Consider the following 21,572-nt stretch of genomic DNA (forward strand, 5'->3'; position numbering starts at 1 on the left):
TCGAGACCTCTCCAACATTGACACTGTCACGATTACAGTGTCATTATCGAGGTATGGAATGGACCATCGGTGAACTGGCTGAGCGGGCCTCCGCGGCGCTGGCCCCCACCGCCCAGCTCAACGGGCGGGTCACAGACGTGCCCACCGAGCGCGTCATCCGGTGGTATTCCACGATCGGGCTGCTCGACCCGCCGTCGGCCCGCCGCGGTCGCGTCGCCGTCTACGGCAGGCGCCACCTTCTCCAGCTCATCGCCGTCAAGCGCCGCCAGGCCGACGGCCGGACGATCGCCGAGATCCAGGCCGAGCTGGCCGGGGCCGGCGACCAGCTCCTGGAGTCGATCGCCGGCATCCCGGCGCCCCCGGTGGAACCGGCCGCGCCCAGGGCGGCCCGCCCGCGGTTCTGGGCCGAGCCGCCCTCCACCCCGCGCCGCGCCCCAGCCGGTCCCGCCGCACCGCGGCCACCGGCTCCCCGGCCCGCCGCGCCGCCGCACGCGTCCGGCACCGGGGCCCCGCCGCCCGTGCCACCCGCCGTGCTCGTCCACGGCGTACGGCTGGCGACCGGCGTGACGCTGCTGCTCGACAGCGGCGGCCGTACCGCCTCGCCCGAGGCCCTCGCCGAGATCACCGCCGCTTCCGGGGCGCTCCTGGCGGTCCTGCGCAAACACGACCTCGCACCTGCTGAAGGGAAATCGTCATGATCACCTCGATCGCAACGCTCCGACCGGAGGAGTGCGAGCCCGTCCCGGACGCCGGACTGGGAGCACTCATCACCGAGCGCGGCAACCTGCCGCTGGAGAGCGTGGACGTCACCGCCGCCGTGGCCGGGCTGATCGCCGGGGTCGAGGTGGTCCAGGGCTTCCGCAACCCGCACGACGTGGCTCTTGAGGCCACCTACGTCTTCCCGCTGCCCGACCGGGCCGCCGTGACCGCCTTCAGGATGGAGGCCGACGGACGGGTCATCGAGGGGATCCTCAAGGAGCGCGGCCAGGCCAGGGCCGACTACGACCGGGCGATCGCCGAGGGCAAGCGGGCCGCGATCGCCGAGGAGGACCGGCCCGACGTCTTCACCATCAGGGTCGGCAACATCGTGCCGGGCGAGCGGGTCACCGTGCATCTCACGCTCAACCAGCCGCTCCCCTACGAGGACGGCGCGGCGACCTTCCGCTTCCCGCTGGTCGTCGCCCCCCGCTACATCCCCGGCACTCCGCTCGACGGGGAGCCGTCCGGCGGCGGCTGGTCCCCGGACACCGACGCGGTCCCGGACGCCTCCCGGATCACGCCCCCGGTGCTGCTGCCCGGCTTCCCCAATCCGGTACGGCTCTCGCTCGCGGTCTCCGTCGACCCGGCCGGGCTGGAGCTGCGCGAGCTCGGCTCCAGCCTGCACGCCGTCCTCCAGGAGGGGACGACGGTCCGGCTCCAGCCGGGCGAGCGACTGGACCGCGACTTCATCCTGCGCCTGTCCTTCGACACCTCCACCTCGCTGGCGCTGGTCCCCGACCCCGACGGCGGCGAGGAGGGCACGTTCACGCTGACCGTCGTCCCCGAGCAGGCCCGGGTCACGGCCACCCCCAAGGACGTCGTGCTGGTGCTGGACCGCTCGGGCAGCATGACCGGCTGGAAGATGGTCGCCGCCCGGCGCGCCGCCGCCCGCATCGTCGACACGCTCACCGGCGGCGACCGGTTCGCGGTGCTCTCCTTCGACACCGTGGTGGAGACGCCCGAGGGGCTCGGCCGGGGACTGTCGCAGGCATCCGACCGCAACCGCTACCGGGCGGTGGAGCACCTCGCCCGACTGGAGGCGCGGGGCGGCACCGAGATGCTGGCCCCGCTGGAGCAGGCCGTCGCGCTGCTCGCCGACTCGGCCCGGGACCGGGTCCTGGTGCTCGTCACCGACGGGCAGGTCGGCAACGAGGACCAGATCCTGGAGCGGATCGGCGGCGGGCTGTCCGGAATGCGGGTGCACACGGTCGGCATCGACCGCGCGGTCAACGCCGGATTCCTCGGCAGGCTGGCCGGCCTGGGTGCGGGCCGGTGCGAGCTGGTGGAGTCGGAGGACCGCCTGGACGAGGCGATGGAGCACATCCACCGCAGGATCGGCGCCCCCCTGGTCACCGACCTGTCCCTCAAGGCCGACGGGCTCGACCTGGTCCCCGGCACGGTCGGCCACCTCGGCTCGATCTACCCGGGCGTGCCGCTCACCGTCCTGGGACGCTATCGGGGAGCCGCCGCCGGAGCGCTGACCGTGCACGGGCTGGACGCGGCCGGGCAGCCCTGGGAGCGGCGGGTCGCCGGGACGCGCGCGGACAGTCCCGCGACCCGGGCGATCTGGGCGCGGACCCGGCTGCGGACCCTGGAGGACCGCTACGCCGCGGGTGACCACTCGCTGGAGGAGGAGATCGTCGGGATCTCGCTCGGGTACGGCGTGCTCTGCCGGTTCACCGCGTTCGTCGCGGTCGACAGCACGGTGGTCGCCGAGGGCGGACCGGGGCACCGGGTGATCCAGCCGGTGGAACTGCCCAGCGGCTGGGAGAGCCCGGCCGTCACGGCGTCACCGATGATGCTGACCTCGATGGCCCAGCCCCAGGCGGGCGCGCCCGCACCCCCCGCGCCCGGCGGAGCGCCGAGGTTCGCAGCCGGTGGGATGAGCCCCACCCCGTGGGCCGGGGCCCCCGAGGCCACCCGCGGCGCCCCGAGGGCGCCCCGCTCCGCTCCGGCGCCCGTCGTGGCGAGGGAACTGCCCAGGGCCGAGATCGAGGAGGAGCTGAAGCGGCTGCGCGCCGCCGAGTCGCTCGGCGCCGCCGACCGGCTGCGCTACCTGGCCGACCTGGGCAGCCGCCTGGCGGCCCTGGCGGTCTACCTGGGCGGCCACCCGGAGCTCGAGTCCCTGGCCGCGGACCTGCAGGCCGGCGGGGACGTGGTGGCGCTGTGGCGCCGGGCCGTCGACGGGCTGCAGGCGCTGATCCGGCCCGGAGAGCGACGGCCGTTCTGGAAGAGGTAGACCGCCGCCAAAGGGGTCAGGTCGATTACCCGAAAGGTCGGTTAAAGTGCCGAAATGACCAGCCCGATTTTCGCCCTTTGCGATGAATACGTAACCCGGCTAGCGGTGCTCGACCCGGTCCGTGCCGGGATGGACGGCCTCGACGTCGCGTTCGCCCCGGCCACCGACTACGGCCCGGACGGTCACGCCGCCCGGGCCGCCCTGATCAGCGAGACGCTGGGCAGGCTCACCCTCCTGCAGCCGCAGAACGAGGCGGACGTGCGGGCCGCGGCGCACCTGCGCGAGCGTCTGGAGGCCAAGCTCGCCTGGCACGGGATCGGTGAGCCGCTCCGCGATGTGCAGGCACCGTTCGGCCTGGTCAGCGACCTGCGCGACAGCGTGGACCTGCTGCCGCACGGCACCGACGACCAGTGGCGTGACGTGGCGGCCAGGCTCGCGGCCGTTCCGGGGATGCTGGACAGCTGGCGGGCGAGCCTGGAGTCGGGTCTGGCCCAGGACCTGCGGGCCGCCCGCCGCCAGGCTCTGGAGCTGGCCGTACAGCTCGACCTGTTCGCCGCGGACGGCACCCACGGGGAGTTCATCGCGAAGTACGGCGACGGCCCGGTCCGCGGCGAGCTGGACCGGGGCGCCGCGGCCGCACACGCCGGCTATGCCGAGGCCGCCCGCTACCTGCGCGAGGACTACGCCCCCCGGGCGGCGGCGGGGGACGCGGTCGGCGCCGAGCGTTACGCGGTGGCCGCCCGGCTCAACCTGGGTGCCGACATCGACCTGGTGGACGCCTACGAGTGGGGCTGGGCCGAACTGGCCCGCATCGAGGCCGAACTGACGGCCGAGGCGGGACGGGTACGGCCGGGCGCCTCGCTGGAGGAGGCGACCGCGATCCTGAACGAGACGTACTACGTCGAAGGCCTGGACGCCTACCGGGGCTGGCTGCAGGAGCGTCACGACTGGGCGATCCAGGAGCTGCACGGCACCCACTTCGACATCGCCGAGCCGCTGCGCCGGGTGGACGTCACGCTGGCCCTGGGCTCGACCTCGGGGGCGGCCTCCTACACCTCGCCGAACGAGGACCTGACCCGGCCGGGCCGTACCTGGTGGCCAGTGAACGGCGACCAGACCAGGTTCGCGACCTGGAGCGAGCTGACCACCATCTTCCACGAGGGCGTGCCCGGTCACCACCTCCAGCTCGGGGCCACCCGGGTGGCCGGGGACGACCTGTCGCGTTTCGGGAAGAACTCCTGGGTGAGCGGCCACGGCGAGGGCTGGGCGCTCTACTCCGAGCGGCTGGCCGACGAACTGGGCTGGTTCACCGAGCCGGGCACCCGGCTGGGCATGCTCGGCGGGTCGGCGCTGCGGGCCGCACGGGTGGTCATCGACATCGGCGTCCATCTGGACCTGCCGCTCCCCGACGGCTCGAAGTGGACCTTCGAAAAGGCCTGCGACGTGCTGCTCAACCGGGGCCGCAGCGAACCGCACCGGGTCCATGCCGAGGTGGTCCGCTACTTCGGCTGGCCGGGCCAGGCCCCTTCCTACAAGCTCGGCGAGCGCGCCTGGCTGGCCGCCCGTGAGGAGGCCCGGCAGCGCCTGGGCGCGGACTTCGACCTGCGCCGCTGGCACACCGCCGCACTGGATCTCGGGCCGGTCGGCCTGGCCGGCCTGGCCGACGCCCTGCGTAGGATCGGCTGACGCCGGGAAGAATTCCGTCCGGATCGCGGGAGCCCGGCCGACGGCCGCCCGCGATCCGGGTCACGGTCGCGCACGGGTCTTTCCGGACGGGTGGGGTCGCCGGGGAGGTCCGGCGCGGGCACGACGAGTGACCTGAGGAGCGAGATGGTGATTCTGGACGGCGGCCTGGCCACGCATCTGGAGGCGCTCGGCGCCGAGCTGCGGGACGAGCTCTGGTCGGCGAAGCTCCTGCTGGAGAATCCCTCGTTGATCAGGCAGGCGCACCTCGACTACTTCGCCGCGGGGGCCGAGGTGGCGACCACGGCGAGTTACCAGGCGAGCATCCCGGCGTTCGTCCGCCGGGGGCTCGGCGCGGACGAGGCCGAGAAGCTGATCCTCCTCTCGGTACGCCTGGCCGTGGAGGCCCGGGACCTGCACGGCACCGGAACGGTGGCCGCGAGCGTCGGCCCCTACGGCGCCTACCTGGCCAACGGTGCCGAGTACACGGGCGACTACGACCTCGACGAGGACGGTCTGGCCGACTGGCACCGGGAGCGCTGGCACATCCTGGCCGGCAGCGGGGCCGACCTGCTGGCCTGCGAGACCGTCCCGTCCTACCCGGAGGCCAGGGCGTTCGGCCGGCTGCTCGCCGAGACGCCCGGGATGCGGGCGTGGGTGAGCTTCTCCTGCCGAGACGGCGCGCACATCAACGACGGCACCCCGATCGAGGACGCCGCCGCGCTGTTCGCCGGCAACCCGCAGGTGATCGCGGTCGGCGTCAACTGCACGGCCCCCCGTCACGTGCCCGGCCTCATCGGCCGGATCGACGGCAAGCCGGTGATGGCCTACCCGAACTCCGGCGAGGCCTGGGACGCCGCGGGGCGCCGCTGGCTCGGGCCGGCCGACCCCGTCGGGTTCGGCGAGGCGGCGGCCGGGTGGCACGCCGCGGGCGCCGCCTTCGTCGGAGGATGCTGCCGCACCACCCCCGAGCACATCCGTCAGATCCGCGAGCACCTGAAAGCCGGCTGAGCCCGGGGCCTGCGGATCAGTCGAGGTGGAAGACCTCGGCGAGGGCCGCCATGCCCTCGTCGGGGTGGCCCTCCAAGTTCTCGAAGAACGGCGCCATCTCCGCCTGCCACCGCGCGTTGACCTCGGTCGCGGCCATCCCCGCCAGGGCCGCCTCGAAGTCGTCGGTCTCCAGGTAGCCGACGAGGAGTCCGTCCTCCCGCGTGAACAGCGAGTAGTTGTGCCAGCCGGCGGACCGCAGGGCGTCGAGCATCTCCGGCCACACCGCGGCGTGGCGTTCGCGGTATTCCTCCAGCCGGTCCGGCCGCACCTTCAGCAGGAAGCAGACGCGCTTCATGGACACCTCGTTTAAAAACGATTTAACATACTGCCGGCGAACCTACGCGGGCCGTGTGACCACTGTCAACACCCCCGCGCCCGGCGGGCGTGGCCGCACAGGCGGCGAGAACCCCCCTTGGCGGATGCCCGGGTGAACGGACAGAATGGCCGGTGCCGTCGGCGGCGCCGATCGGGGACGTCGCGGCACCCCTCGGGGCCGGACGCCATCGGCTCACCCGGCCCGCCATTGAAAATGCTTCACCATCGGGAGACTTCCGTGTTCGTCGACATGCCTCTGGAACAACTCAGGAAATACCAGCCCGAGCGTCACGAGCCCGCCGATTTTGACGCGTTCTGGGAGCGGACCCTGGCCGAGGCGCGACAGCACGACCTGAACCCCGTCTTCACCGAGGTGGACATGGGCCTGACCCTGATCCGCTGCTTCGACGTCCGCTACGCGGGCTTCGGCGGCCACGAGATCCGGGGCTGGTTGCTGGTGCCCGCCACGGCCGAGGGCCCGCTGCCGTGCGTGGTGGAGTACATCGGCTACGGCGGCGGCCGGGGCCTGCCGCACGATTGGCTGACCTGGCCGGCGGCCGGCTGGGCGACCTTCGTGATGGACACCCGGGGGCAGGGCGGCGGCTGGCGTACCGGCGACACCGCCGACCCGGTGGGCGGCAACGGACCGCAGGTGAGCGGCAAGCTCACCCAGGGCGTGCTGGACCCCGACGGCTACTACTACCGCCGCCTGTACACCGACGGCGTCCGCGCGGTCGAGGCCGCCCGCTCCCACCCGCTGGTGGACCCCGCCCGCGTCGTCGTCGCGGGCGGCAGCCAGGGCGGCGGCTCCGCGATGGCCGTCAGCGCGCTGGTCCCCGACCTGCTGTTCGCCTTCATCGACGTGCCGTTCATGACCCACATCCGCCGGGCCCTCGAGATCACCGACGAGAACCCCTACGGCGAGCTCAACCAGTTCATGCGGAACCACCGCCACCGCATCGACCAGGTCTTCACCACCCTCGACTACTTCGACGGCTTGCACTTCGCCGCCCGCAACACCACCCCGGCCCTCTTCTCGGTCGCCCTGCTCGACGGCGTGACCCCCGCCTCCACCGGCTTCGCCGCCTACAACCACTACGCGGGCCCCAAGGACATCCGCGTGTGGCGGTTCAACGGCCACGAGGGCGGCCAGTCCGCCCAGGTGGCCGAGCAGTTGAAGGTCGCCCGGGACCTGCGGACCGGCGGACGGCCCTCCTCCGGCTCCGAGAACGGCGCCGCCGGCCCGTCGGAAGCGCTGAGAGCCTGATGGCATCCGGGCGGTTGTTACGTTTTAATCGGTGTCCATGAGTTCGGTGAGCATCAAGGACGTCGCGGCGCGTGCCGGGGTCTCCCCCGGCACGGTGTCCAACGTGCTCAACCGCCCGGAGAAGGTCGCCGGATCCACCCGCGCCCGGGTCGAGGGGGCCATCCGCGAGCTCGGATTCGTCCGCCACGGCTCGGCCTCCAGCCTGCGGGCCGGGCACAGCCGCACGGTCGGCCTGTCGGTCATCGACATCGGCAACCCCTTCTTCACCGACGTGGCGGCGGGGGTGGAGGAGGTGGCCAGCGAGCGCGGGTACGCGGTGATCCTGGGCAACTCCTCGGGCGACCGGCTCAAGGAGGAGCGCAACCTGCTGGTCTTCGCCGAGCACCGGGTCCGGGGCGTGCTCATCACCCCGACGGGAACCGGGCCCGGCGAGCTGGAGCGGCTCAGGGAACGCGGCATCCACACGGTCCTGGTGGACTATCCGGCGACGGGGCCCGACCAGTGCTCCGTGGCGGTCAACGACGTCACCGGCGGTTTTCTGGCGCTCTCCCACCTGCTGGACGGCGGGGCCGGGCAGCTCGCCTACGTCACCGGTCCTCTCACGATCCGCCAGTGCCTCGACCGGCGGATCGGGGCCGAGCGGGCGCTCGTGGCGGCGGGCCGCGACCCGGGCGAGGCGATGCGGCAGATCACGACGGGCGCGATGACCGCCCGGGCGGGCCAGGAGGCGGCCGAGAAGATGATCTCCGAGGGGCGGCTGCCGGACGCCGTGTTCTGCGCCAACGACCTCCTGGCCCTGGGCCTGTTGCGCGGGCTCCTGCAGGCGGGGGTCCGGGTGCCCGGGGACGTCGCGCTCATCGGCTACGACGACATCGACTTCGCCTCGGCCTCGGCGGTCTCGCTCAGCTCGATCCGGCAGCCGACCCACCGGCTGGGCCGGGTCGCCACCGAGCTGCTGCTCGACGAGTGCGACAACCCGGAGTCCCACGCCCACCAGCAGATCATGTTCCAGCCCGAACTGGTCGTCCGCGAGTCGACCCGCTGAGCTCTCCGGCCGTCTCCTGCCACGCCTCCGCAGAGCGGCAGAAGACGGCCCGGCCCCGGAGCCACGGGGGCGGGAAGGGCCCTGCCTCGGGATGCCGAGACAGGATCCACGCCAGGCTGTCCGTCGGGGCTTTGAACACGGGATCTATGCCAGACCGTCCGTCAGGGCGTCGAACTTGGCCTTGCCCTCCCGATCCAGCCAGGTGGCGAAGTCCATCAGGCCGGGGTGCAGCGCGCGCAGGGCGGGGATGTCGGCCTGCCAGCCGCCGAAGGATTCGGCGCGGGCCGTGTCTTCGGTGTTCACCCCGGCCTCCTTGAGCTTCTCGGTCGTGATGGACTCGGTCAGGAGCGTGCGCCCGACGACCTGCTCGATGGCGGCGACGAGCTGCGGGTGCGTCAGCTCGTCACCGGCCAGCTCGATGGCCTTGCCGAGGTAGGTGCCGGGGTCGGCGAAGGCCAGCCCGGCGAACGCGCCGATGTCGGTCACCGCGATGAGCTGGACCGTGGAGTGCGCCGGGATCATCCTGATCAGCGCGGTCTCGCCGAACACGCCGAACGGCCCCGACGCGTGGTTCTCCATGAACATCACGGGGCGCAGGATCGTGTGCGGCAGGCCGATCGCGCGGATGTGCTGCTCGATCTCCCACTTGGTGTTCCAGTGGCTGATGCCGGTGTCGCGGTCCGCCCCGCCGACCGAGGCGTAGACGAGGTGCCGGGCTCCGGCCGCGAGCGCCGCGTCGGCGACGTTCACCCCGAACCGCACCTCGCCGCCGTCGTTGTGCGGCGCGCCGAAGGCCGGCTGGACGCTGAAGACGCCGTGGACGCCTTCGGCCGCCGCGTCCAGCGAGGCCCGGTCACCCATGTCGCCTTTGACCAGCTCGGCACCCGCTCCGGCGATCGCCTGGGCCGCCTCGGCCGACGCGTCCCTGACCAGGGCCCGGACCCGCCATCCGTCGGCCAGCAGCCGCCTCGCCGCGGCACCGCCCTGCTGCCCGGTGGCGCCGGTAACCAGAATGATCTTCTTCGAGTCGGACATGTCTCTCCTCGGCTAGTATGTGGAGCAGTGCTCCGATATTAAACGGAGCACTGCTCCCTTTGTCAACGCCGAGAGAACACCGGAGGACCCATCGCATGGCCGAGGCAGTGCGCGCCGACGCGCGCCGTAACTACGAGCACTTGCTGGCCGTCGCCGGGGAGGCCTTCGCCGAACACGGGACCGACGCCTCCCTCCGCGACGTCGCCCGCCGCGCGGGCGTCGGGATCGGCACCCTGTACCGGCACTTCCCCACCCGCGAAACCCTGCTCGAAGCCCTGATGAGCAGTCGCTTCGACGTCCTCCGGGCCAGCGCCGAGGACCTCCTCGGCGCCCCCTCCCCCCGCGACGGACTGCTCGCCTGGCTGCGTGAGTTCGCCGTCGGCTCGACCGCCTACCGCGGCCTCCCCGAGTCGGTGATGACCGCTCTGCGCGAAGAGAGCTCCGAGCTCCACGCCTCCTGTCACGCCATGCGGGCCGCCGGCGGCCGCCTCCTCGCGCGAGCCCAGGAGTCCGGAGCCGTCCGCGCCGATCTCACCGCGGGCGAACTCCTCGCCCTCGTGGCGGGCATCGCCTGGGCGAGCGAGCAGTCGGCCGAGCCGACCGGGATGATCGACCGGATGCTCTCCCTGACCACCACGGGCATCGCCGCCGACCGGCCGGCGGACACCACCCCGGCCTGAACACCCCCCGGGCTACGCTCCGCCCCACATCCGCTCAGACTATCCAGGTCCGGCCGGGAGACCGGGGCGGCGCGAGCGGCGCCGGACCTGTGTCAGGCGGCGAGCAGCTGGGCCAGGGACATGCCGCAGAAGGCGGCGGCGAGACCGGCGACGACGCCGGCGACGACGTTCGCCAGCGCGAACAGGCGGGCACCGTCCTCGACCAGCCGCAATGTCTCGTAGCTGAAAGTGGAGTAGGTGGTGAGCGCGCCGCAGAACCCGGCCCCGGCCAGCTCCATCACCGCTCCGCTCGCCGGCAGGGCGGCCAGGAAGCCCAGAACGGCCGACCCGACGACGTTGACCGTGAAGGTGCCCCAGGGGAACAGCGTGTCGTGGCGGGCCTGGACGGCCCGGTCGGTCAGATAGCGCAACGGCGCGCCGACGGCGGCGCCGAGTGCGACCAGCAGGACGCTCACCGCGTCTCCCGTGCCGGGTCGCCCGGCCGGCCGACGTAGCGGATCACCTCGACCTCGTCGATGACGACCAGCCCTTCACCGACCAGTTCGTCGAGTTGGGGAAGGAACGCCCGGACCCGCTCCGCTGCGTCGACGATCACGATGGCGAGCGGGAGGTCCTCCGACAGCGACAGGATCCGGGTGGTGTGGATGTGGTTGGAGGCGCCATAGCCCTCGATGCCGCGCAGCACGCTCGCCCCGGCCAGTCCGGCCCGGTGGGCCCGGTGCACGATCTCGTGGTAGAGCGGCTTGTGACGCCACTGGTCGGTCTCGCCTATGAAGATCGTCAACCGGAGGGCCGGCCCCTGAAGCTTCATGAGCGCCCTCCGTCCGGTCGCAGCCTGCGGGTGACCACGCGGGTCAGGGCGGTTCCGGCGTAGACCGCGGCCAGCGCGCCGGCCACCGTGGCCGCCAGGTAGACCAGAGCGGTCCGCGGGGCGCCCGCCGCGGCGGCGCGGCCGATGTCGACGACGTAGGTGGAGAACGTGGTGAACCCGCCCAGCACCCCGACCCCCAGGAACGGGCGGACCAGCCGGTGGGCCTGCCAGGTCTCGGTGATCAGCACCATCAGCACACCGATCAGCAGGCATCCGGTCACATTGATGCCGAAGGTCGCCCAGGCGAACCCTCCCGGCGGATGCGGGAACGCGACGGTCAGTCCGTGACGGGCCAGCGCCCCGAGCACGCCCCCGGCCGAGATCGCACCGAGGATCGCCCACGGCGCCCGGCGCAGCTCGGCGCGCCGACGGCCGGCGCGCGGGTCGACACCGGGAGCGGTCACCGGATCGGGCGCACGACGGCCGGGTGCGTCAGGTGTCTCGGCCACAGATCCCCCCCGTCGCCTCGCCCGCACCGGCCTAGCCCCGGCGCTTGCCCTTCTCCTTCGCCGACTGGGCGGCCTCGGCCTTGGCACTCGCCGCGTACTTGTCGATGTACTGCTGGCCGGAGAGCTCCATCAGCGCGTACATGATCTCATCGGTGACGGCGCGCAGGACGAGACGGTCCTCCTCCATCCCGTAGTAGCGGGAGAAGTCCAGCGGCTTGCCGAACCTCACCCCCGGGCGGATGCCCAGCTTGGGGAGAGGCCGGCCGGGAGGCATCATCTCGAAGGTGTTGACCATCGCCCACGGGATGACCGGCACTCGCGACTCCAGGGCCAGCCTGGCCACGCCGGTCTTGCCCTTGTAGAGGCGGCCGTCGTGGGATCGGGTGCCCTCGGGGTAGATGGCGAGCACCTGCCCCTCGCCGAGGATGCGCTTGCCCGTGCGCAGCGCCGCCTCGCTCGCCTTGCCCCCCGAACGGTCGATGGGAACGGTCCCGACGCCGCTGAAGAAGCCGCGGCTGAGAATGCCCTTGATGCCACGGCCGGTGAAGTAGTCGGACTTGCCGAGAGTGATCACCTTTCGCGGCAGGAACAGCGCTCCGAAGAAATGGTCGGCGAACGACAGGTGGTTGCCGGCCAGGATCACCGGTCCCTCCTTGGGCACGTTCTTCACCCCTTCCGCCCACGGACGGAAGACACCATGCAGGAAGGGCCAGAGGATGGCCTTCACCACCCAGTAGAACACGCGGGGCTCCTTCGATCGGCAGAGGGACCTGGAAGTATCTTCGCACCTTCGGACCCGGCCACCTACATTGCGAAACCACTCATATCGACCTCTCGCAAAATACGCCCCACTCGTGCGACGATCGGGCGAACATTACAAGGAGCTGCGATGCCAGTCATGCCCGGCGCAGAGCCGTACCACCATAAAGGTGGGCAGATCGGCGTCCTGCTCTGCCATGGATTCACCGGGTCGCCCCAGTCCCTGCGCCCCTGGGGCGAGCACCTGGCGGCGGCGGGCATGACCGTGGCGCTGCCCCGGCTGCCCGGCCACGGCACCACCTGGCAGGAGATGAACCGCACCCGCTGGGAGGACTGGTACGCCGAACTGGACAAGACCCTGGCTGACCTGCGCGGCCGCTGCGCCGAGGTCTTCGTGATGGGCCTGTCGCTGGGCGGCTGCATGGCGCTCCGGCTGGCGGAGGTCCACGGTGAGGGGATCAGGGGACTGGTGGTCGTCAACCCGTCGATCACCAACGACGTGCCGCTGCTCCGGCTGGCGCCACTGCTCAGGCTGGTGGTCTCGTCCGTCCCGGGCGTGGCGGGCGACATCAGGAAAGAGGGGGTGTCCGAGCTGGGCTACGCACGCACGCCGGTCAGGGCCGCGGCCACCCTTCCCCGGCTGTGGGCGCTGACCCAGGCGGAACTGGGCAAGGTCACCCAGCCGGTGCTGGTCTTCCACAGTCCACAGGACCATGTGGTGAAACCGGCCAGTGTGCGTATCCTGCGTGAGAGGCTGAGCGGGGGGAATCTTAATGTGGTGGAGCTCAACGACAGCTACCACGTCGCAACGCTCGACAACGACGCGGATCGGATCTTTGCGGGGAGCGTGGAGTTCATCCATACGAACGCCTCGGTACCCTTGCGGAGGGACTGATCGCACATGGGGATGCGCGGTTTCCGGGAGGAAGTGGCCGGCCGATGAGTAACGAGCTCACCTAAGTGACACCTCAAAGCGATGAGGACGAGGTCTGGCGTCAGATCGTCGCGTCCTTCAATGACACCGCTGAACGCGACGCTGCCGACCAGCCGTGGCCGGACAGCGAGAACCTGCCCTCCGAGCCTCTCCGACGCGTGGTCAAACAGTCGGAGGAGGACGAGCGCCCCTCGGTGAAGGCCGACTCCGCCGCCGAGGGTGGCGGTGACGACGCCGAGCAGGAGGATCCCGACGACGAGGGCCACTACGTCCCCCCGCCGCCGCCTCCGCTGCCCAGGACGGACGCCACGACCAAGGTCGCATGGCTGGGTCTCTTCGGCGGTCCGGCATACCTGTTGCTCAGCGCCGCCCTGAACTGGAACCTGCAGGGCTGGATGCTGTTCACCGCGGTCGCGGCGTTCATCGGCGGTTTCGTGGCACTGGTGGTGCGGATGGGCGACGGTCCGCCCAACGACTCCGGCTGGGACGACGGCGCGGTCCTCTGACGGCCACGGCCGGGATGCCCGCACCGCCGCCCGGCGGCTACGACTTGTCGTGCTCCGACGCGCCGTGCCGCTCCGCCGTGTCGAGTCGCTCGATCACGTCGGTGTAGCGGCCGGCCGCGTCCACCACGTGCCCCACGGTCAGCACGGTGCCGCTGCCCGGCAGGTAGGCCGCCGACTGGAGCCGGACGGTCTGCGCCGCGGCACCGGCCGCGCCGCGGCGCGCCGTGAACGTGTGACCGTCGTAGTGGAGCAGGAACGCCTCGCCGGGCCGGTTCAGGTCCACTCCGGAGATCCAGAAACGACCCTTGCCGTCGCCGGTCACGCCGTACAGGCGCACGTCGCCCCGGGGCGGGCTCACCCGGTGCCACTTCTTGCCGTTCCAGGACAGGACCAGCGGCGTGATCCCACTGCCGGAGTCGTCGTAGACGCCGCCGACGGCCAGTGCCCGCTTCGGCCCGTCAAGATGGATGTCGCGCAGGTAGCCACCGGGGATGTCGGGGGCCTGGAAGGTCTTCCAGCGGCCGTCGGAGAGCCTCGCGATCAGCGGTCTGTCCTCGGCGTCGCCCACCGCCCATCCGCCGCTCTTCCCCGAGAGCGCCACGCCGTACAGCGTGCCCTCCTGCTTGAGCTGCGTGATCTTCCACTTGCCGTCCCCGGCGCCGGTGACGACGAGCGGCTGCTTGTCGCGCCGGCCGACCGCGACCACCCGGTCCGGGACGGCGGCGACCCCGCCCAGCCAGTCGCCCACCCGCAGCTTGTCGACGGTGACCCTGTCGAAGGCCGTCCCGTCTCCCCTCGCCAGGTAGGGAAGGCTGTCATGCCCTTCCCCGGCCGCCCACATCTCGGTGGAGGACGCGGCGGCCACCGACCGCAGCAGACCGGCGCCGGTGGGGTCGTTGCGGATGCCGATCTCGGTCCAGCGCGCGCCGTCCCAGTGCGTGATCGCACCACGGCTCTGCCAGATGTCCCAGACGCTCTGCTGCCCCACCGCCCAGACATCGGTGGCGGAGACCCCGACCACGTCGGACAGCGACCCGTCGCGGGTCAGCCGGGCGCTGGTCGGCGCCTGCCACGCCTCGGCGGCGGGCGGGCGGACAGGCTCGGCGTAGGCGGCGAGCACAGGCGTGGAGAACAGGAGCACGCTTCCCGCGCACAGCGCCAGTGCACGCCGCGGAAGGCGACTGGTCATGCCTCAAATGGTACGGGCCACGCCCGGCACCGCGTACAACTCCCCGGTCATCCTCCCCGGAGCTCGCCGCCCACGGGCCGCGGCGGGCCCAGCTCGACGACCACCGGCAGGTGATCGGTGGCGGCTCGCAGGTCGGCGGGGTCCGCCTCGGCCCCGCCGCAGGAGATGACCGGGAACCTCTCCGCCGCGAAGATCGCATCGATGCGCCCTCGCGCGCCCCGTGCGGGGAAGGTGAGGCCGTCACCGCGTGGCGAGGCCGGATAGCAGTCGGTCAGGTGCCCGGCGAGGTGGCACCAGGTCGGCTCGTGGGAGTGCTCGTTGATGTCCCCGGCGAGCACCGGAAGTGCGCCGAACCGGTCGGCGACCGCCCGCAGCAGGGCCAGCGCCTCTCCGGCGTGGTGGAGTCTCGCGGCCCCGTCGAGGTCCAGGTGGATCGATCCGACGGCCGTCCGATGTCCCCCCGCCTCCACCACCGCGATCGCGATCGCACGCCGCTCCAGGCCGGGGAAGCACGTCAGCAGGTGCCCTTCGCCGTGCAGCAGGCGCACATCCCGGCCGACCAGCACGGCGACCCCGCCCCGCCGGCGACCCGCCGCCACGGTCAGTCCGCCGGAGGCGGCCAGCAGTCCGCGGCGGTGGCGCCACCTCAGGAACCGGGGTGCCTCCTGGACGCAGAGCACGTCGGCGCGGAGCACGGTGATCACCCGCCCCAGCGCGGCGACGTCGTCTTTCATGGAACGCACGTTGTAGCTGGCGACCCTGAGCACCACGGCTACCTCACTTGGCGAAACGCCATGAAATGCGATGAGACATGCCGCGAGCGTAGCTCTGCGGGCCCTGGCGGGCCAGGGCCCGCAGCCGCCTCAGCGCCTCCTGGCGAGGTCGGCCGCGCCGACCAGTCCCGCCGACGCGCCCAGCTCGGCGAGGCGGATGTCGGCCAGGGGCCGGTGCCCGTGGCCGGTCAGGTTGCGGGCGAAGGCCGCACGGACCTGGTCGATCCAGAGGTCCGAGGCCCGCGAGACCCCGCCGCCGAGGACGAAACAGCTGGGGTCGAGGATCGCGGCGAGGTCGTTCAGTCCCTGGGCGAGCCACTCGGCCAGGGAGGAGAAGGCCGCCAGCGCGGCCGGGTCGCCCCGCCTCGCCGCCTCGGTGACCTCCTGGCCCTCGATCTGGTCGGGGGTGCCGCCCGCGATCTCCAGCAGGGTGGCGGCCCGTGCCGGATCGGCCTCGGCGATCGTCCTGGCCTCGGCGACCAGGGCGTTGCCACTGGCGTACTGCTCCCAGCAGCCCAGGTTCGTGCAGCCGCACAGCCGCCCCTCGGGGACCACCTGCATGTGGCCGAGTTCGGCGCCCATACCCCAGCGGCCCCGGTAGAGGGAGCCGTCGAACACGATCCCGCCGCCGATGCCGGTGCCGACGGTCACGCAGACCAGATGGCTCTCACCACGCCCGGCGCCGAACCTGGCCTCGCCCCAGGCCATCGCGTTGGCGTCGTTCTCCACCACCACGGGCAGGCCGACGAGGTCGGAGACCTTCTTCCGCAGCGGCTCCTCCCGCCAGGCGAGGTTGGGCGCGAACCGCACCATGGAGCGGGTCTCGTCGACGAAGCCGGCCGCGCCGAGGCCCACGGCCTCGATCTCCCTGCCCTTCGACAGCTCCCGGACCGCCTCGGCGATCGTCTCGGCGACCTGTTCGGGATCGGTGGCCGGGGTGGGCCGGAGAAGCTGTTCGACGATCCGGCCGTCGTCGTCCACGACGCCCGCCGCGACCTTGGTGCCGCCGATGTCAACGCCGATGGTCAGCGCCATTGTCCACCCTTTCTTCCTGGGATAACCCAGTTCTCTCTCTGGGATGACCCCAGTCCTCCCTGGGATCACCCCAGGTCGATGTGCTCCACGGGGGTCTCGTCCCTGCCGCGCTCCCGTGCCCGCTGCGCGGGCGAGGGCCTGTTGAGCCCGTCGACGGCCGACTTGAAGACGGCGAACAGCTCGCTGCCCGCCTGCATCAGGTTGTCGGTGACCGCTCCGCCGGACTCGCGCTGGGCGGCCATCGCCCGGCAGACGGGACAGGCCCGGCAGATGTATTCGTCGTGCTCGGAGACCGCCTCCCCCCACACGTCCCGGCCGCCACCGCGCTCCGATCCGCCGGAGAACGCGCTGCCGAACCCGGACATCGTGCCTCGGACCAGGTTCTTGCGCAGTTCCCGCGCCGCTCTCTGCTGAAGCGCGTCGAAAAGCTTGAGCGCCTCCTCGGCCGCGCTGCCCAGCGGGTCTCTGTCGTTTTCCGGCTTCTCGGTCTTCTCAGTCATCAGGCCCTCCCGATTGGAACCGTACCCGGAGAAGGCCGTCCCGGAGCACCGCGCTCTGCACGGGCCTGCGGGCCAGGGCCGCGGGCAGGGCCAGCACCCGGCGGTAGGGGCCCGCGTTGACGATCAGCTCGTCGCCCTTGCGGGCCAGGTCGACCTCGTCCTTGCCGGCGAGCGGCAGTGCCAGGATCAGCTCGCCCTCGGGGGTGATCCGCAGCGGCGGGTCCCCGGTCGGCGGGGCGAAGGGGTCGGTCTCGCCGTACATGGCCTCGGCGACCCCGGCGAGGGCGTCGGTCCCGATGGGCTCGGCGTCCAAATAGGGCACCCGGTGGACGGGCAGCGGGGCGAAGGACCGCTCGACGTCGGCCAGATGCCCGGCCTGGGCCGCGACCCACCGCTGCCGCCACGGGTCGGCGCCGGCGGCAGGGAAGACCCGGTTGGCGATCACCGCGTCGACGCGGTAGCCGTACAGGCTGAGGGAGGTGAGCGTACGGCGGGCCTCGGCCAGCACGACCGCCTCGGGGGTGAGCACCAGCCGGACGCTGGCGCCGGGGCCGGTGAGCAGCTCGCGGACCTCCAGCAGTCCCCGGTGGAGCCGCTCCCCCGCGCCGATCACATGGTCCTCGGGCACGCTGACCTGCGCCACCCGGCGGACCAGCGGGGAGAACGTGCGCAGCAGGCGCCTGCCGACCGGCAGCAGGCGGTTGACGTGCCAGTCGAGGGCCTCGGGCAGCGCGAGCAGCCGGAGCGTCTCGGCGGTGGGCGCGCAGTCGATGACGACGACGTCCCAGCGGCCGCTGCGCGCCTGCTCGCGCAGCTCCAGCAGGGCGATGACCTCCTCGGCGCCCGGCAGCACGGTGATCTCCTCGGCGGTGACCTCGTCGAGGCCCAGCTCGGTGAGGAAGTCTCTGGCGTAGTCGCGCAGGTCACCCCACTGGCGCTCCAGCGCCTTCTGAGTGTCCACCTGGTGCAGGTAGAGGCCGGGCGAGACCTCGGTGGGCTCGCTGCCGGCGGTCACCCCGAGCGTGTCGGCGAGCGAGTGGGCGGTGTCGGTGGAGACCACCAGCGTCTTGCGCCCCGACCGGGCCGCGAGCGTGGCGGTGGCCGCCGCCGCGGTCGTCTTGCCGACGCCGCCCTTGCCGGTGAACAGCAGGATCCTGCTCACGGGTCCTCTCCTTCCGCGGCCCGGCCCCGGGCCCGCTCACACTGCCTCGACGCGCTTCTTCAGTCCCTTCAGCGCGGTGTCGATGATGACCTTCTCCGCCTTCCGCCTGATCATGCCGATCATCGGCACTTTGAGGTCGACGGCGAGTTCGTACGTCACCTCCGTGCCGCCGCCCCCGCTTGCGAGGCGGTAACTCCCGGTGAGCCCGGAGACCATCTTCCCGGCCTCCGCGACCCGCCAGTCGACGGAGTCCTCGCCGTGCCAGGTGTAGGCGAGGGTGTACTCGTCGCTGATCACACCCGCGTCCAGGACGAACCGGACGGTGGCCGGGAGCCCGTCCTCGCCGGTGGACAGGACCCGCGCCGACTTCACCTGACCCGCCCATTCCGGGTATGCGGCGAAGTCGGCGATCACCGTCATGATGGGGGACCGGCCTGCGCCGATCATGATGCTCGAAGTGGTGCGATCAGCCATGGGATCACCGTACTCGTTGATCCTTTCCCCGTGGGCCCACGGCTCACCACTCAAGGACGAAGGGGACTCCCCGGCTGCGGAAGTGTCCGACGTTGAGGCATTCGGTGCTGCCGATCCGGGTGCGGGCGGCCAGGGGCTGGTGCACGTGGCCGAACAGGGCGTAACGCGGCTGGGTCCGCCGGATCGCCTCCAGGGTGGCCTCGCTGCCCCGCTCGAAGCGCCGGGCGACCACGTCGTAGAGCAGTTCGGGGACGGCGGGGGGAATGTGGCAGCAGAGCACGTCCACCTCCCCCACCGCCTCCACCTTGCGGGCGAACTCCTCGTCGTCGATCTCGTTAGGCGTCCGGTACGGCGTGCGCAGCCCGCCTCCGACGAAGCCGAACCGGAGCCCGCCGATCTCCACGGTCTGCCCGTCGAGCATGTGGTGGCCCTCCCTGAGGTAGTCGGGCCAGTAGTGCGGCAGGTCGACGTTGCCGTGGGTGAGATAGGCCGGGGTCGGCATGGCGGCGAAGATCTCGTCGTACTGCCGGCGGACCGATCGCTCGATGTGGTCGCGGGGGTCGCCGTCCAGCGACGCCCAGAGCTCGGCCGACAGGGCCCGCGCCTCGTCGAACCGCTTGGCCGTCCGGAGCGTGACGAGCTGCGTGGCCCTCTCCCGCCCGAACAGGTCGGGGAAGATGCCCTGGGAGTGGTCGTCGTAGTCGACGAACAGGATCAGGTCGCCCAGGCAGACGAGCGCGTCGGCGCCGTCTCCCGCACGTGCCAGGGCGTCGGTCCTTCCGTGCACATCGCTGACGACATGAACCCGCATGCCGGACATCCTAACCGTTGGCAAAATACGGACAAAAGTAACAACTTAGAGGCAACGCTGCTGGTGAAGGGCGACCCGGGGGCGTCACATCGCACGGCTGATACCGTGAAATCGCCCTCGGCACCGCCTGGAGCACGGATCTACCCACGCGTAACCCATCGCGATAGCTTCAGGCGTCCCATTGATCCGTGCGTCTTCAGGAGCGACCCGTGCGCGAGTACAGCGTCCCCGTACTGGTGGATGTCCCCTCCTCAGCCAATCTGACCGACACGGTGTTCCAGCGTGCCGAGCGGGAGCCGGGCACCGTCCGCCTACGCCGTAAGGACGGCGACGACTGGGCCGCCGTCACCGCCGGGGAGTTCCGCGACCAGGTCGCCGGCGTCGCCAGGGGACTGATCGCGGCGGGCGTCGGCCCCGGTGACCGGGTGGCCCTGATGGCACGCACCCGCTACGAGTGGGCCGTGATCGACTACGCCGTCTGGACGGCCGGCGCGGTCACCGTGCCGATCTACGAGACCTCCTCGTCCGACCAGGTCAAGTGGATCGCCTCCGACAGCGGCGCGAAGGCCGCCTTCGTGGAGCTGCCCTCGCACGAGGAGACCGTCCGTGCGGTGCTGGACGAGCTGCCGGAGCTCAAGGACGTCTGGAGCATCGAGGGCGGCGCCCTCGCGGAGCTGGCCGAGCGAGGCGCCGAGGTGTCCGACGAGACGCTGAACGAGCGCAGGACCGGCCGCGGCGGCGCGGACCTGGCCACCATCGTCTACACCTCGGGCACCACCGGCAGGCCCAAGGGCTGCGCCCTGACTCACGACAACCTGCTGTTCACCGCAAGGAACGTGGCGTACGGCCCGCTGGAGCAGCTGCTCGGCGCCGGCGACGGGGCGGTGCTGCTGTTCCTGCCGCTCGCGCACGTCTTCGCCCGGATCATCCAGGTCGTGGCGGTCGAGACCGGCACGGTCCTCGGGCACAGCCCGAACATGAAGAACGTCGGCCCCGACCTGCAGACCTTCAGGCCGACGCTCCTGCTGGGGGTGCCGCGGGTGTTCGAGAAGGTCTACAACGCCGCCGAGCAGAAGGCCGTCTCCGGCGGCAAGGGCAAGATCTTCCACGCCGCGGCCGACGTCTCCGTGGCGTGGAGCCGGGCGGAGACGTCGGGTGGCGCCGGGCTGGGCCTGCGGCTCAAGCACGTCCTGTTCGACCGGCTGGTGTACGGCAAGCTCCGTGCCGCCACCGGCGGCAGGCTCCGTGCCGCCGTCTGCGGGGGCTCCGCCCTGGGCGAGCGGCTCGGGCACTTCTTCCGCGGCGCGGGCATCGAGATCCTGGAGGGCTGGGGCCTGACCGAGACCTCGGCGCCGTCCGCGGTGAACATCCCTGGCGCCAACAAGATCGGCACCGTCGGCAAGCCGTTCCCCGGTGTCACGATCGGCGTCGGCGAGGACGGCGAGGTGCTGGTCAAGGGCCGGCACGTCTTCGCCGGCTACTGGAACGACGACAAGGCCACCGCCGAGACGGTCGACCCCGGCGGCTGGTTCCACACCGGCGACATCGGCGAGCTCGACGGGGACGGCTACCTGCGCATCACCGGCCGCAAGAAGGAGCTCATCGTCACCGCCGCGGGCAAGAACGTCGCCCCGGGGCCGCTGGAGGACCTCATCCGGGCCCATCCGCTGATCAGCCAGGCGATGGTGGTCGGCGACGACCGGCCGTTCGTCGCGGCGATCGTCACACTCGATCCCGAGGCCCTGGAGCAGTGGAAGGGCGCCAACGGCAAGGCCGGGGCCACCCTCGCCGGCCTCAGCACCGACCCCGTGATCCTCGCCGAGGTGCAGAAGGCGGTGGACAGGGCCAACGCGTCGGTCTCCAAGGCCGAGCAGATCAAGAAATTCACGGTGCTCGACATCGACATCACCGAGGAGAGCGGGCACCTCACCCCGACCCTCAAGGTCAAGCGCAACCTCGTGATGCGCGACTTCGCCCAGCAGATCGACTCCCTGTACGGCTGACGGCCGCTCATCCCCGGCCGGGAACGGACCCCT

At 71.9% G+C, this 21,572-nt stretch carries 23 protein-coding genes; 10 read left to right on the forward strand and 13 right to left on the reverse strand.

Going from position 1 to position 21,572, the window contains the following annotated elements:
• Positions 1-53: 53 nt before the first annotated feature.
• The 4 genes from OHA77_RS07800 (at position 54) to mmuM (ending at position 5,692) form a co-directional block, all read left to right on the forward strand.
• Positions 54-698 (forward strand): MerR family transcriptional regulator, encoded by a 645-nt coding sequence (locus OHA77_RS07800; protein WP_406317091.1) that lies wholly within the window; start codon positions 54-56, stop codon positions 696-698.
• Positions 695-2,998 (forward strand): VIT domain-containing protein, encoded by a 2,304-nt coding sequence (locus OHA77_RS07805; protein ID WP_406317093.1) that lies wholly within the window; start codon positions 695-697, stop codon positions 2,996-2,998. The genes OHA77_RS07800 and OHA77_RS07805 overlap by 4 nt, the downstream gene beginning before the upstream one ends.
• A gap of 54 nt (positions 2,999-3,052) precedes the next feature.
• A complete protein-coding gene (locus tag OHA77_RS07810) occupies positions 3,053-4,684 on the forward strand; it encodes a DUF885 domain-containing protein (protein WP_406317095.1) in 1,632 nt (543 codons plus the stop codon).
• A gap of 144 nt (positions 4,685-4,828) precedes the next feature.
• A complete protein-coding gene (gene mmuM, locus OHA77_RS07815; protein WP_406317096.1) occupies positions 4,829-5,692 on the forward strand; it encodes a homocysteine S-methyltransferase in 864 nt (287 codons plus the stop codon).
• A 16-nt stretch (positions 5,693-5,708) separates the two neighbouring features.
• Here mmuM and OHA77_RS07820 read toward each other — a convergent pair whose 3' ends face one another.
• Positions 5,709-6,026 (reverse strand): L-rhamnose mutarotase, encoded by a 318-nt coding sequence (locus OHA77_RS07820; RefSeq protein WP_406317098.1) that lies wholly within the window; start codon positions 6,024-6,026, stop codon positions 5,709-5,711.
• Between the two features lie 258 nt (positions 6,027-6,284).
• On the opposite strand from OHA77_RS07820, the gene OHA77_RS07825 reads away from it, so the two are divergent.
• Positions 6,285-7,313 (forward strand): acetylxylan esterase, encoded by a 1,029-nt coding sequence (locus OHA77_RS07825; RefSeq protein ID WP_406317099.1) that lies wholly within the window; start codon positions 6,285-6,287, stop codon positions 7,311-7,313.
• A gap of 37 nt (positions 7,314-7,350) precedes the next feature.
• Positions 7,351-8,358, forward strand: coding sequence for a LacI family DNA-binding transcriptional regulator (locus OHA77_RS07830; RefSeq protein WP_406317100.1), 1,008 nt, complete (start codon positions 7,351-7,353; stop codon positions 8,356-8,358).
• 144 nt (positions 8,359-8,502) lie between these two features.
• Here OHA77_RS07830 and OHA77_RS07835 read toward each other — a convergent pair whose 3' ends face one another.
• On the reverse strand, positions 8,503-9,393 hold the full coding sequence (locus OHA77_RS07835) for an NmrA/HSCARG family protein (RefSeq protein ID WP_406317101.1): 891 nt from the start codon (positions 9,391-9,393) through the stop codon (positions 8,503-8,505).
• Between the two features lie 95 nt (positions 9,394-9,488).
• Between OHA77_RS07835 and OHA77_RS07840 the strand changes: the two genes are divergently transcribed.
• Entirely contained in the window at positions 9,489-10,073 is a 585-nt protein-coding gene (locus OHA77_RS07840; RefSeq protein WP_406317102.1) for a TetR/AcrR family transcriptional regulator, read from the forward strand.
• A gap of 92 nt (positions 10,074-10,165) precedes the next feature.
• On the opposite strand, the gene crcB is transcribed toward OHA77_RS07840, so the two are convergent.
• The 4 genes from crcB to OHA77_RS07860 are packed head-to-tail and all read right to left on the reverse strand — an operon-like array spanning position 10,166 to position 12,135.
• Positions 10,166-10,528, reverse strand: a complete 363-nt coding sequence (crcB, locus tag OHA77_RS07845; protein ID WP_406317104.1) for a fluoride efflux transporter CrcB — start codon at positions 10,526-10,528, stop codon at positions 10,166-10,168.
• On the reverse strand, positions 10,525-10,884 hold the full coding sequence (locus OHA77_RS07850) for a DUF190 domain-containing protein (RefSeq protein ID WP_406317105.1): 360 nt from the start codon (positions 10,882-10,884) through the stop codon (positions 10,525-10,527). Before OHA77_RS07850 ends, crcB begins: the two co-directional genes overlap by 4 nt.
• Positions 10,881-11,393, reverse strand: a complete 513-nt coding sequence (locus OHA77_RS07855; RefSeq protein ID WP_406317107.1) for a fluoride efflux transporter FluC — start codon at positions 11,391-11,393, stop codon at positions 10,881-10,883. Before OHA77_RS07855 ends, OHA77_RS07850 begins: the two co-directional genes overlap by 4 nt.
• Before the next feature lie 31 nt (positions 11,394-11,424).
• Positions 11,425-12,135 (reverse strand): lysophospholipid acyltransferase family protein, encoded by a 711-nt coding sequence (locus tag OHA77_RS07860; RefSeq protein ID WP_406317109.1) that lies wholly within the window; start codon positions 12,133-12,135, stop codon positions 11,425-11,427.
• 147 nt (positions 12,136-12,282) lie between these two features.
• Here OHA77_RS07860 and OHA77_RS07865 point away from each other — a divergent pair, with 147 nt between their 5' ends.
• Both OHA77_RS07865 and OHA77_RS07870 read left to right on the forward strand, forming a co-directional pair.
• Complete coding sequence (locus OHA77_RS07865; RefSeq protein WP_326821300.1) at positions 12,283-13,047, forward strand: alpha/beta fold hydrolase; 765 nt, start codon at positions 12,283-12,285, stop codon at positions 13,045-13,047.
• A gap of 65 nt (positions 13,048-13,112) precedes the next feature.
• Positions 13,113-13,592 carry a hypothetical protein gene (locus OHA77_RS07870; protein WP_406317111.1) on the forward strand — a complete coding sequence of 160 codons (480 nt, stop codon included), beginning with the start codon at positions 13,113-13,115 and terminating at the stop codon, positions 13,590-13,592.
• Between the two features lie 37 nt (positions 13,593-13,629).
• On the opposite strand, the gene OHA77_RS07875 is transcribed toward OHA77_RS07870, so the two are convergent.
• The 7 genes from OHA77_RS07875 to OHA77_RS07905 form a co-directional block, all read right to left on the reverse strand.
• Positions 13,630-14,781, reverse strand: a complete 1,152-nt coding sequence (locus OHA77_RS07875) for a hypothetical protein (RefSeq protein WP_406317113.1) — start codon at positions 14,779-14,781, stop codon at positions 13,630-13,632.
• 47 nt (positions 14,782-14,828) lie between these two features.
• Complete coding sequence (locus OHA77_RS07880) at positions 14,829-15,515, reverse strand: endonuclease/exonuclease/phosphatase family protein (protein WP_406317115.1); 687 nt, start codon at positions 15,513-15,515, stop codon at positions 14,829-14,831.
• A gap of 129 nt (positions 15,516-15,644) precedes the next feature.
• The gene (locus tag OHA77_RS07885) at positions 15,645-16,589 is read right to left on the reverse strand and encodes an ROK family glucokinase (protein WP_406317117.1); all 945 of its coding nucleotides are present in this window, start codon (positions 16,587-16,589) and stop codon (positions 15,645-15,647) included.
• Positions 16,590-16,654: 65 nt separating this feature from the next.
• A complete protein-coding gene (locus OHA77_RS07890) occupies positions 16,655-17,089 on the reverse strand; it encodes a hypothetical protein (RefSeq protein WP_326821295.1) in 435 nt (144 codons plus the stop codon).
• Complete coding sequence (locus OHA77_RS07895) at positions 17,082-18,251, reverse strand: ArsA family ATPase (RefSeq protein WP_406317118.1); 1,170 nt, start codon at positions 18,249-18,251, stop codon at positions 17,082-17,084. The genes OHA77_RS07890 and OHA77_RS07895 overlap by 8 nt, the downstream gene beginning before the upstream one ends.
• Positions 18,252-18,287: 36 nt before the next feature.
• Positions 18,288-18,725 carry an SRPBCC family protein gene (locus OHA77_RS07900; protein ID WP_406317119.1) on the reverse strand — a complete coding sequence of 146 codons (438 nt, stop codon included), beginning with the start codon at positions 18,723-18,725 and terminating at the stop codon, positions 18,288-18,290.
• 43 nt (positions 18,726-18,768) lie between these two features.
• Positions 18,769-19,536, reverse strand: coding sequence for a metallophosphoesterase (locus OHA77_RS07905; protein ID WP_406317120.1), 768 nt, complete (start codon positions 19,534-19,536; stop codon positions 18,769-18,771).
• A gap of 209 nt (positions 19,537-19,745) precedes the next feature.
• Between OHA77_RS07905 and OHA77_RS07910 the strand changes: the two genes are divergently transcribed.
• Complete coding sequence (locus OHA77_RS07910; RefSeq protein ID WP_406317121.1) at positions 19,746-21,539, forward strand: AMP-dependent synthetase/ligase; 1,794 nt, start codon at positions 19,746-19,748, stop codon at positions 21,537-21,539.
• The last annotated feature ends 33 nt before the right edge of the window (positions 21,540-21,572 follow it).

Origin of the sequence: Streptosporangium sp. NBC_01639 (genome assembly GCF_045209755.1) — a bacterium.
GTDB lineage: Bacteria > Actinomycetota > Actinomycetes > Streptosporangiales > Streptosporangiaceae > Streptosporangium.

Excerpts from the sequence above, each read along its gene's own strand:
- OHA77_RS07865 (WP_326821300.1), top strand. The coding sequence starts at position 12,283 with ATGCCAGTCATGCCCGGCGCAGAGCCGTACCACCATAAAGGTGGGCAG.
- OHA77_RS07900 (WP_406317119.1), bottom strand. The coding sequence starts at position 18,725 with ATGGCTGATCGCACCACTTCGAGCATCATGATCGGCGCAGGCCGGTCC.
- OHA77_RS07890 (WP_326821295.1), bottom strand. The coding sequence starts at position 17,089 with ATGACTGAGAAGACCGAGAAGCCGGAAAACGACAGAGACCCGCTGGGC.
- OHA77_RS07850 (WP_406317105.1), bottom strand. The coding sequence starts at position 10,884 with ATGAAGCTTCAGGGGCCGGCCCTCCGGTTGACGATCTTCATAGGCGAG.
- OHA77_RS07905 (WP_406317120.1), bottom strand. The coding sequence starts at position 19,536 with ATGCGGGTTCATGTCGTCAGCGATGTGCACGGAAGGACCGACGCCCTG.
- OHA77_RS07885 (WP_406317117.1), bottom strand. The coding sequence starts at position 16,589 with ATGGCGCTGACCATCGGCGTTGACATCGGCGGCACCAAGGTCGCGGCG.
- OHA77_RS07830 (WP_406317100.1), top strand. The coding sequence starts at position 7,351 with ATGAGTTCGGTGAGCATCAAGGACGTCGCGGCGCGTGCCGGGGTCTCC.
- OHA77_RS07835 (WP_406317101.1), bottom strand. The coding sequence starts at position 9,393 with ATGTCCGACTCGAAGAAGATCATTCTGGTTACCGGCGCCACCGGGCAG.
- OHA77_RS07875 (WP_406317113.1), bottom strand. The coding sequence starts at position 14,781 with ATGACCAGTCGCCTTCCGCGGCGTGCACTGGCGCTGTGCGCGGGAAGC.
- mmuM (WP_406317096.1), top strand. The coding sequence starts at position 4,829 with ATGGTGATTCTGGACGGCGGCCTGGCCACGCATCTGGAGGCGCTCGGC.
- OHA77_RS07880 (WP_406317115.1), bottom strand. The coding sequence starts at position 15,515 with ATGAAAGACGACGTCGCCGCGCTGGGGCGGGTGATCACCGTGCTCCGC.
- OHA77_RS07800 (WP_406317091.1), top strand. The coding sequence starts at position 54 with ATGGAATGGACCATCGGTGAACTGGCTGAGCGGGCCTCCGCGGCGCTG.
- OHA77_RS07820 (WP_406317098.1), bottom strand. The coding sequence starts at position 6,026 with ATGAAGCGCGTCTGCTTCCTGCTGAAGGTGCGGCCGGACCGGCTGGAG.
- OHA77_RS07810 (WP_406317095.1), top strand. The coding sequence starts at position 3,053 with ATGACCAGCCCGATTTTCGCCCTTTGCGATGAATACGTAACCCGGCTA.
- OHA77_RS07805 (WP_406317093.1), top strand. The coding sequence starts at position 695 with ATGATCACCTCGATCGCAACGCTCCGACCGGAGGAGTGCGAGCCCGTC.
- OHA77_RS07840 (WP_406317102.1), top strand. The coding sequence starts at position 9,489 with ATGGCCGAGGCAGTGCGCGCCGACGCGCGCCGTAACTACGAGCACTTG.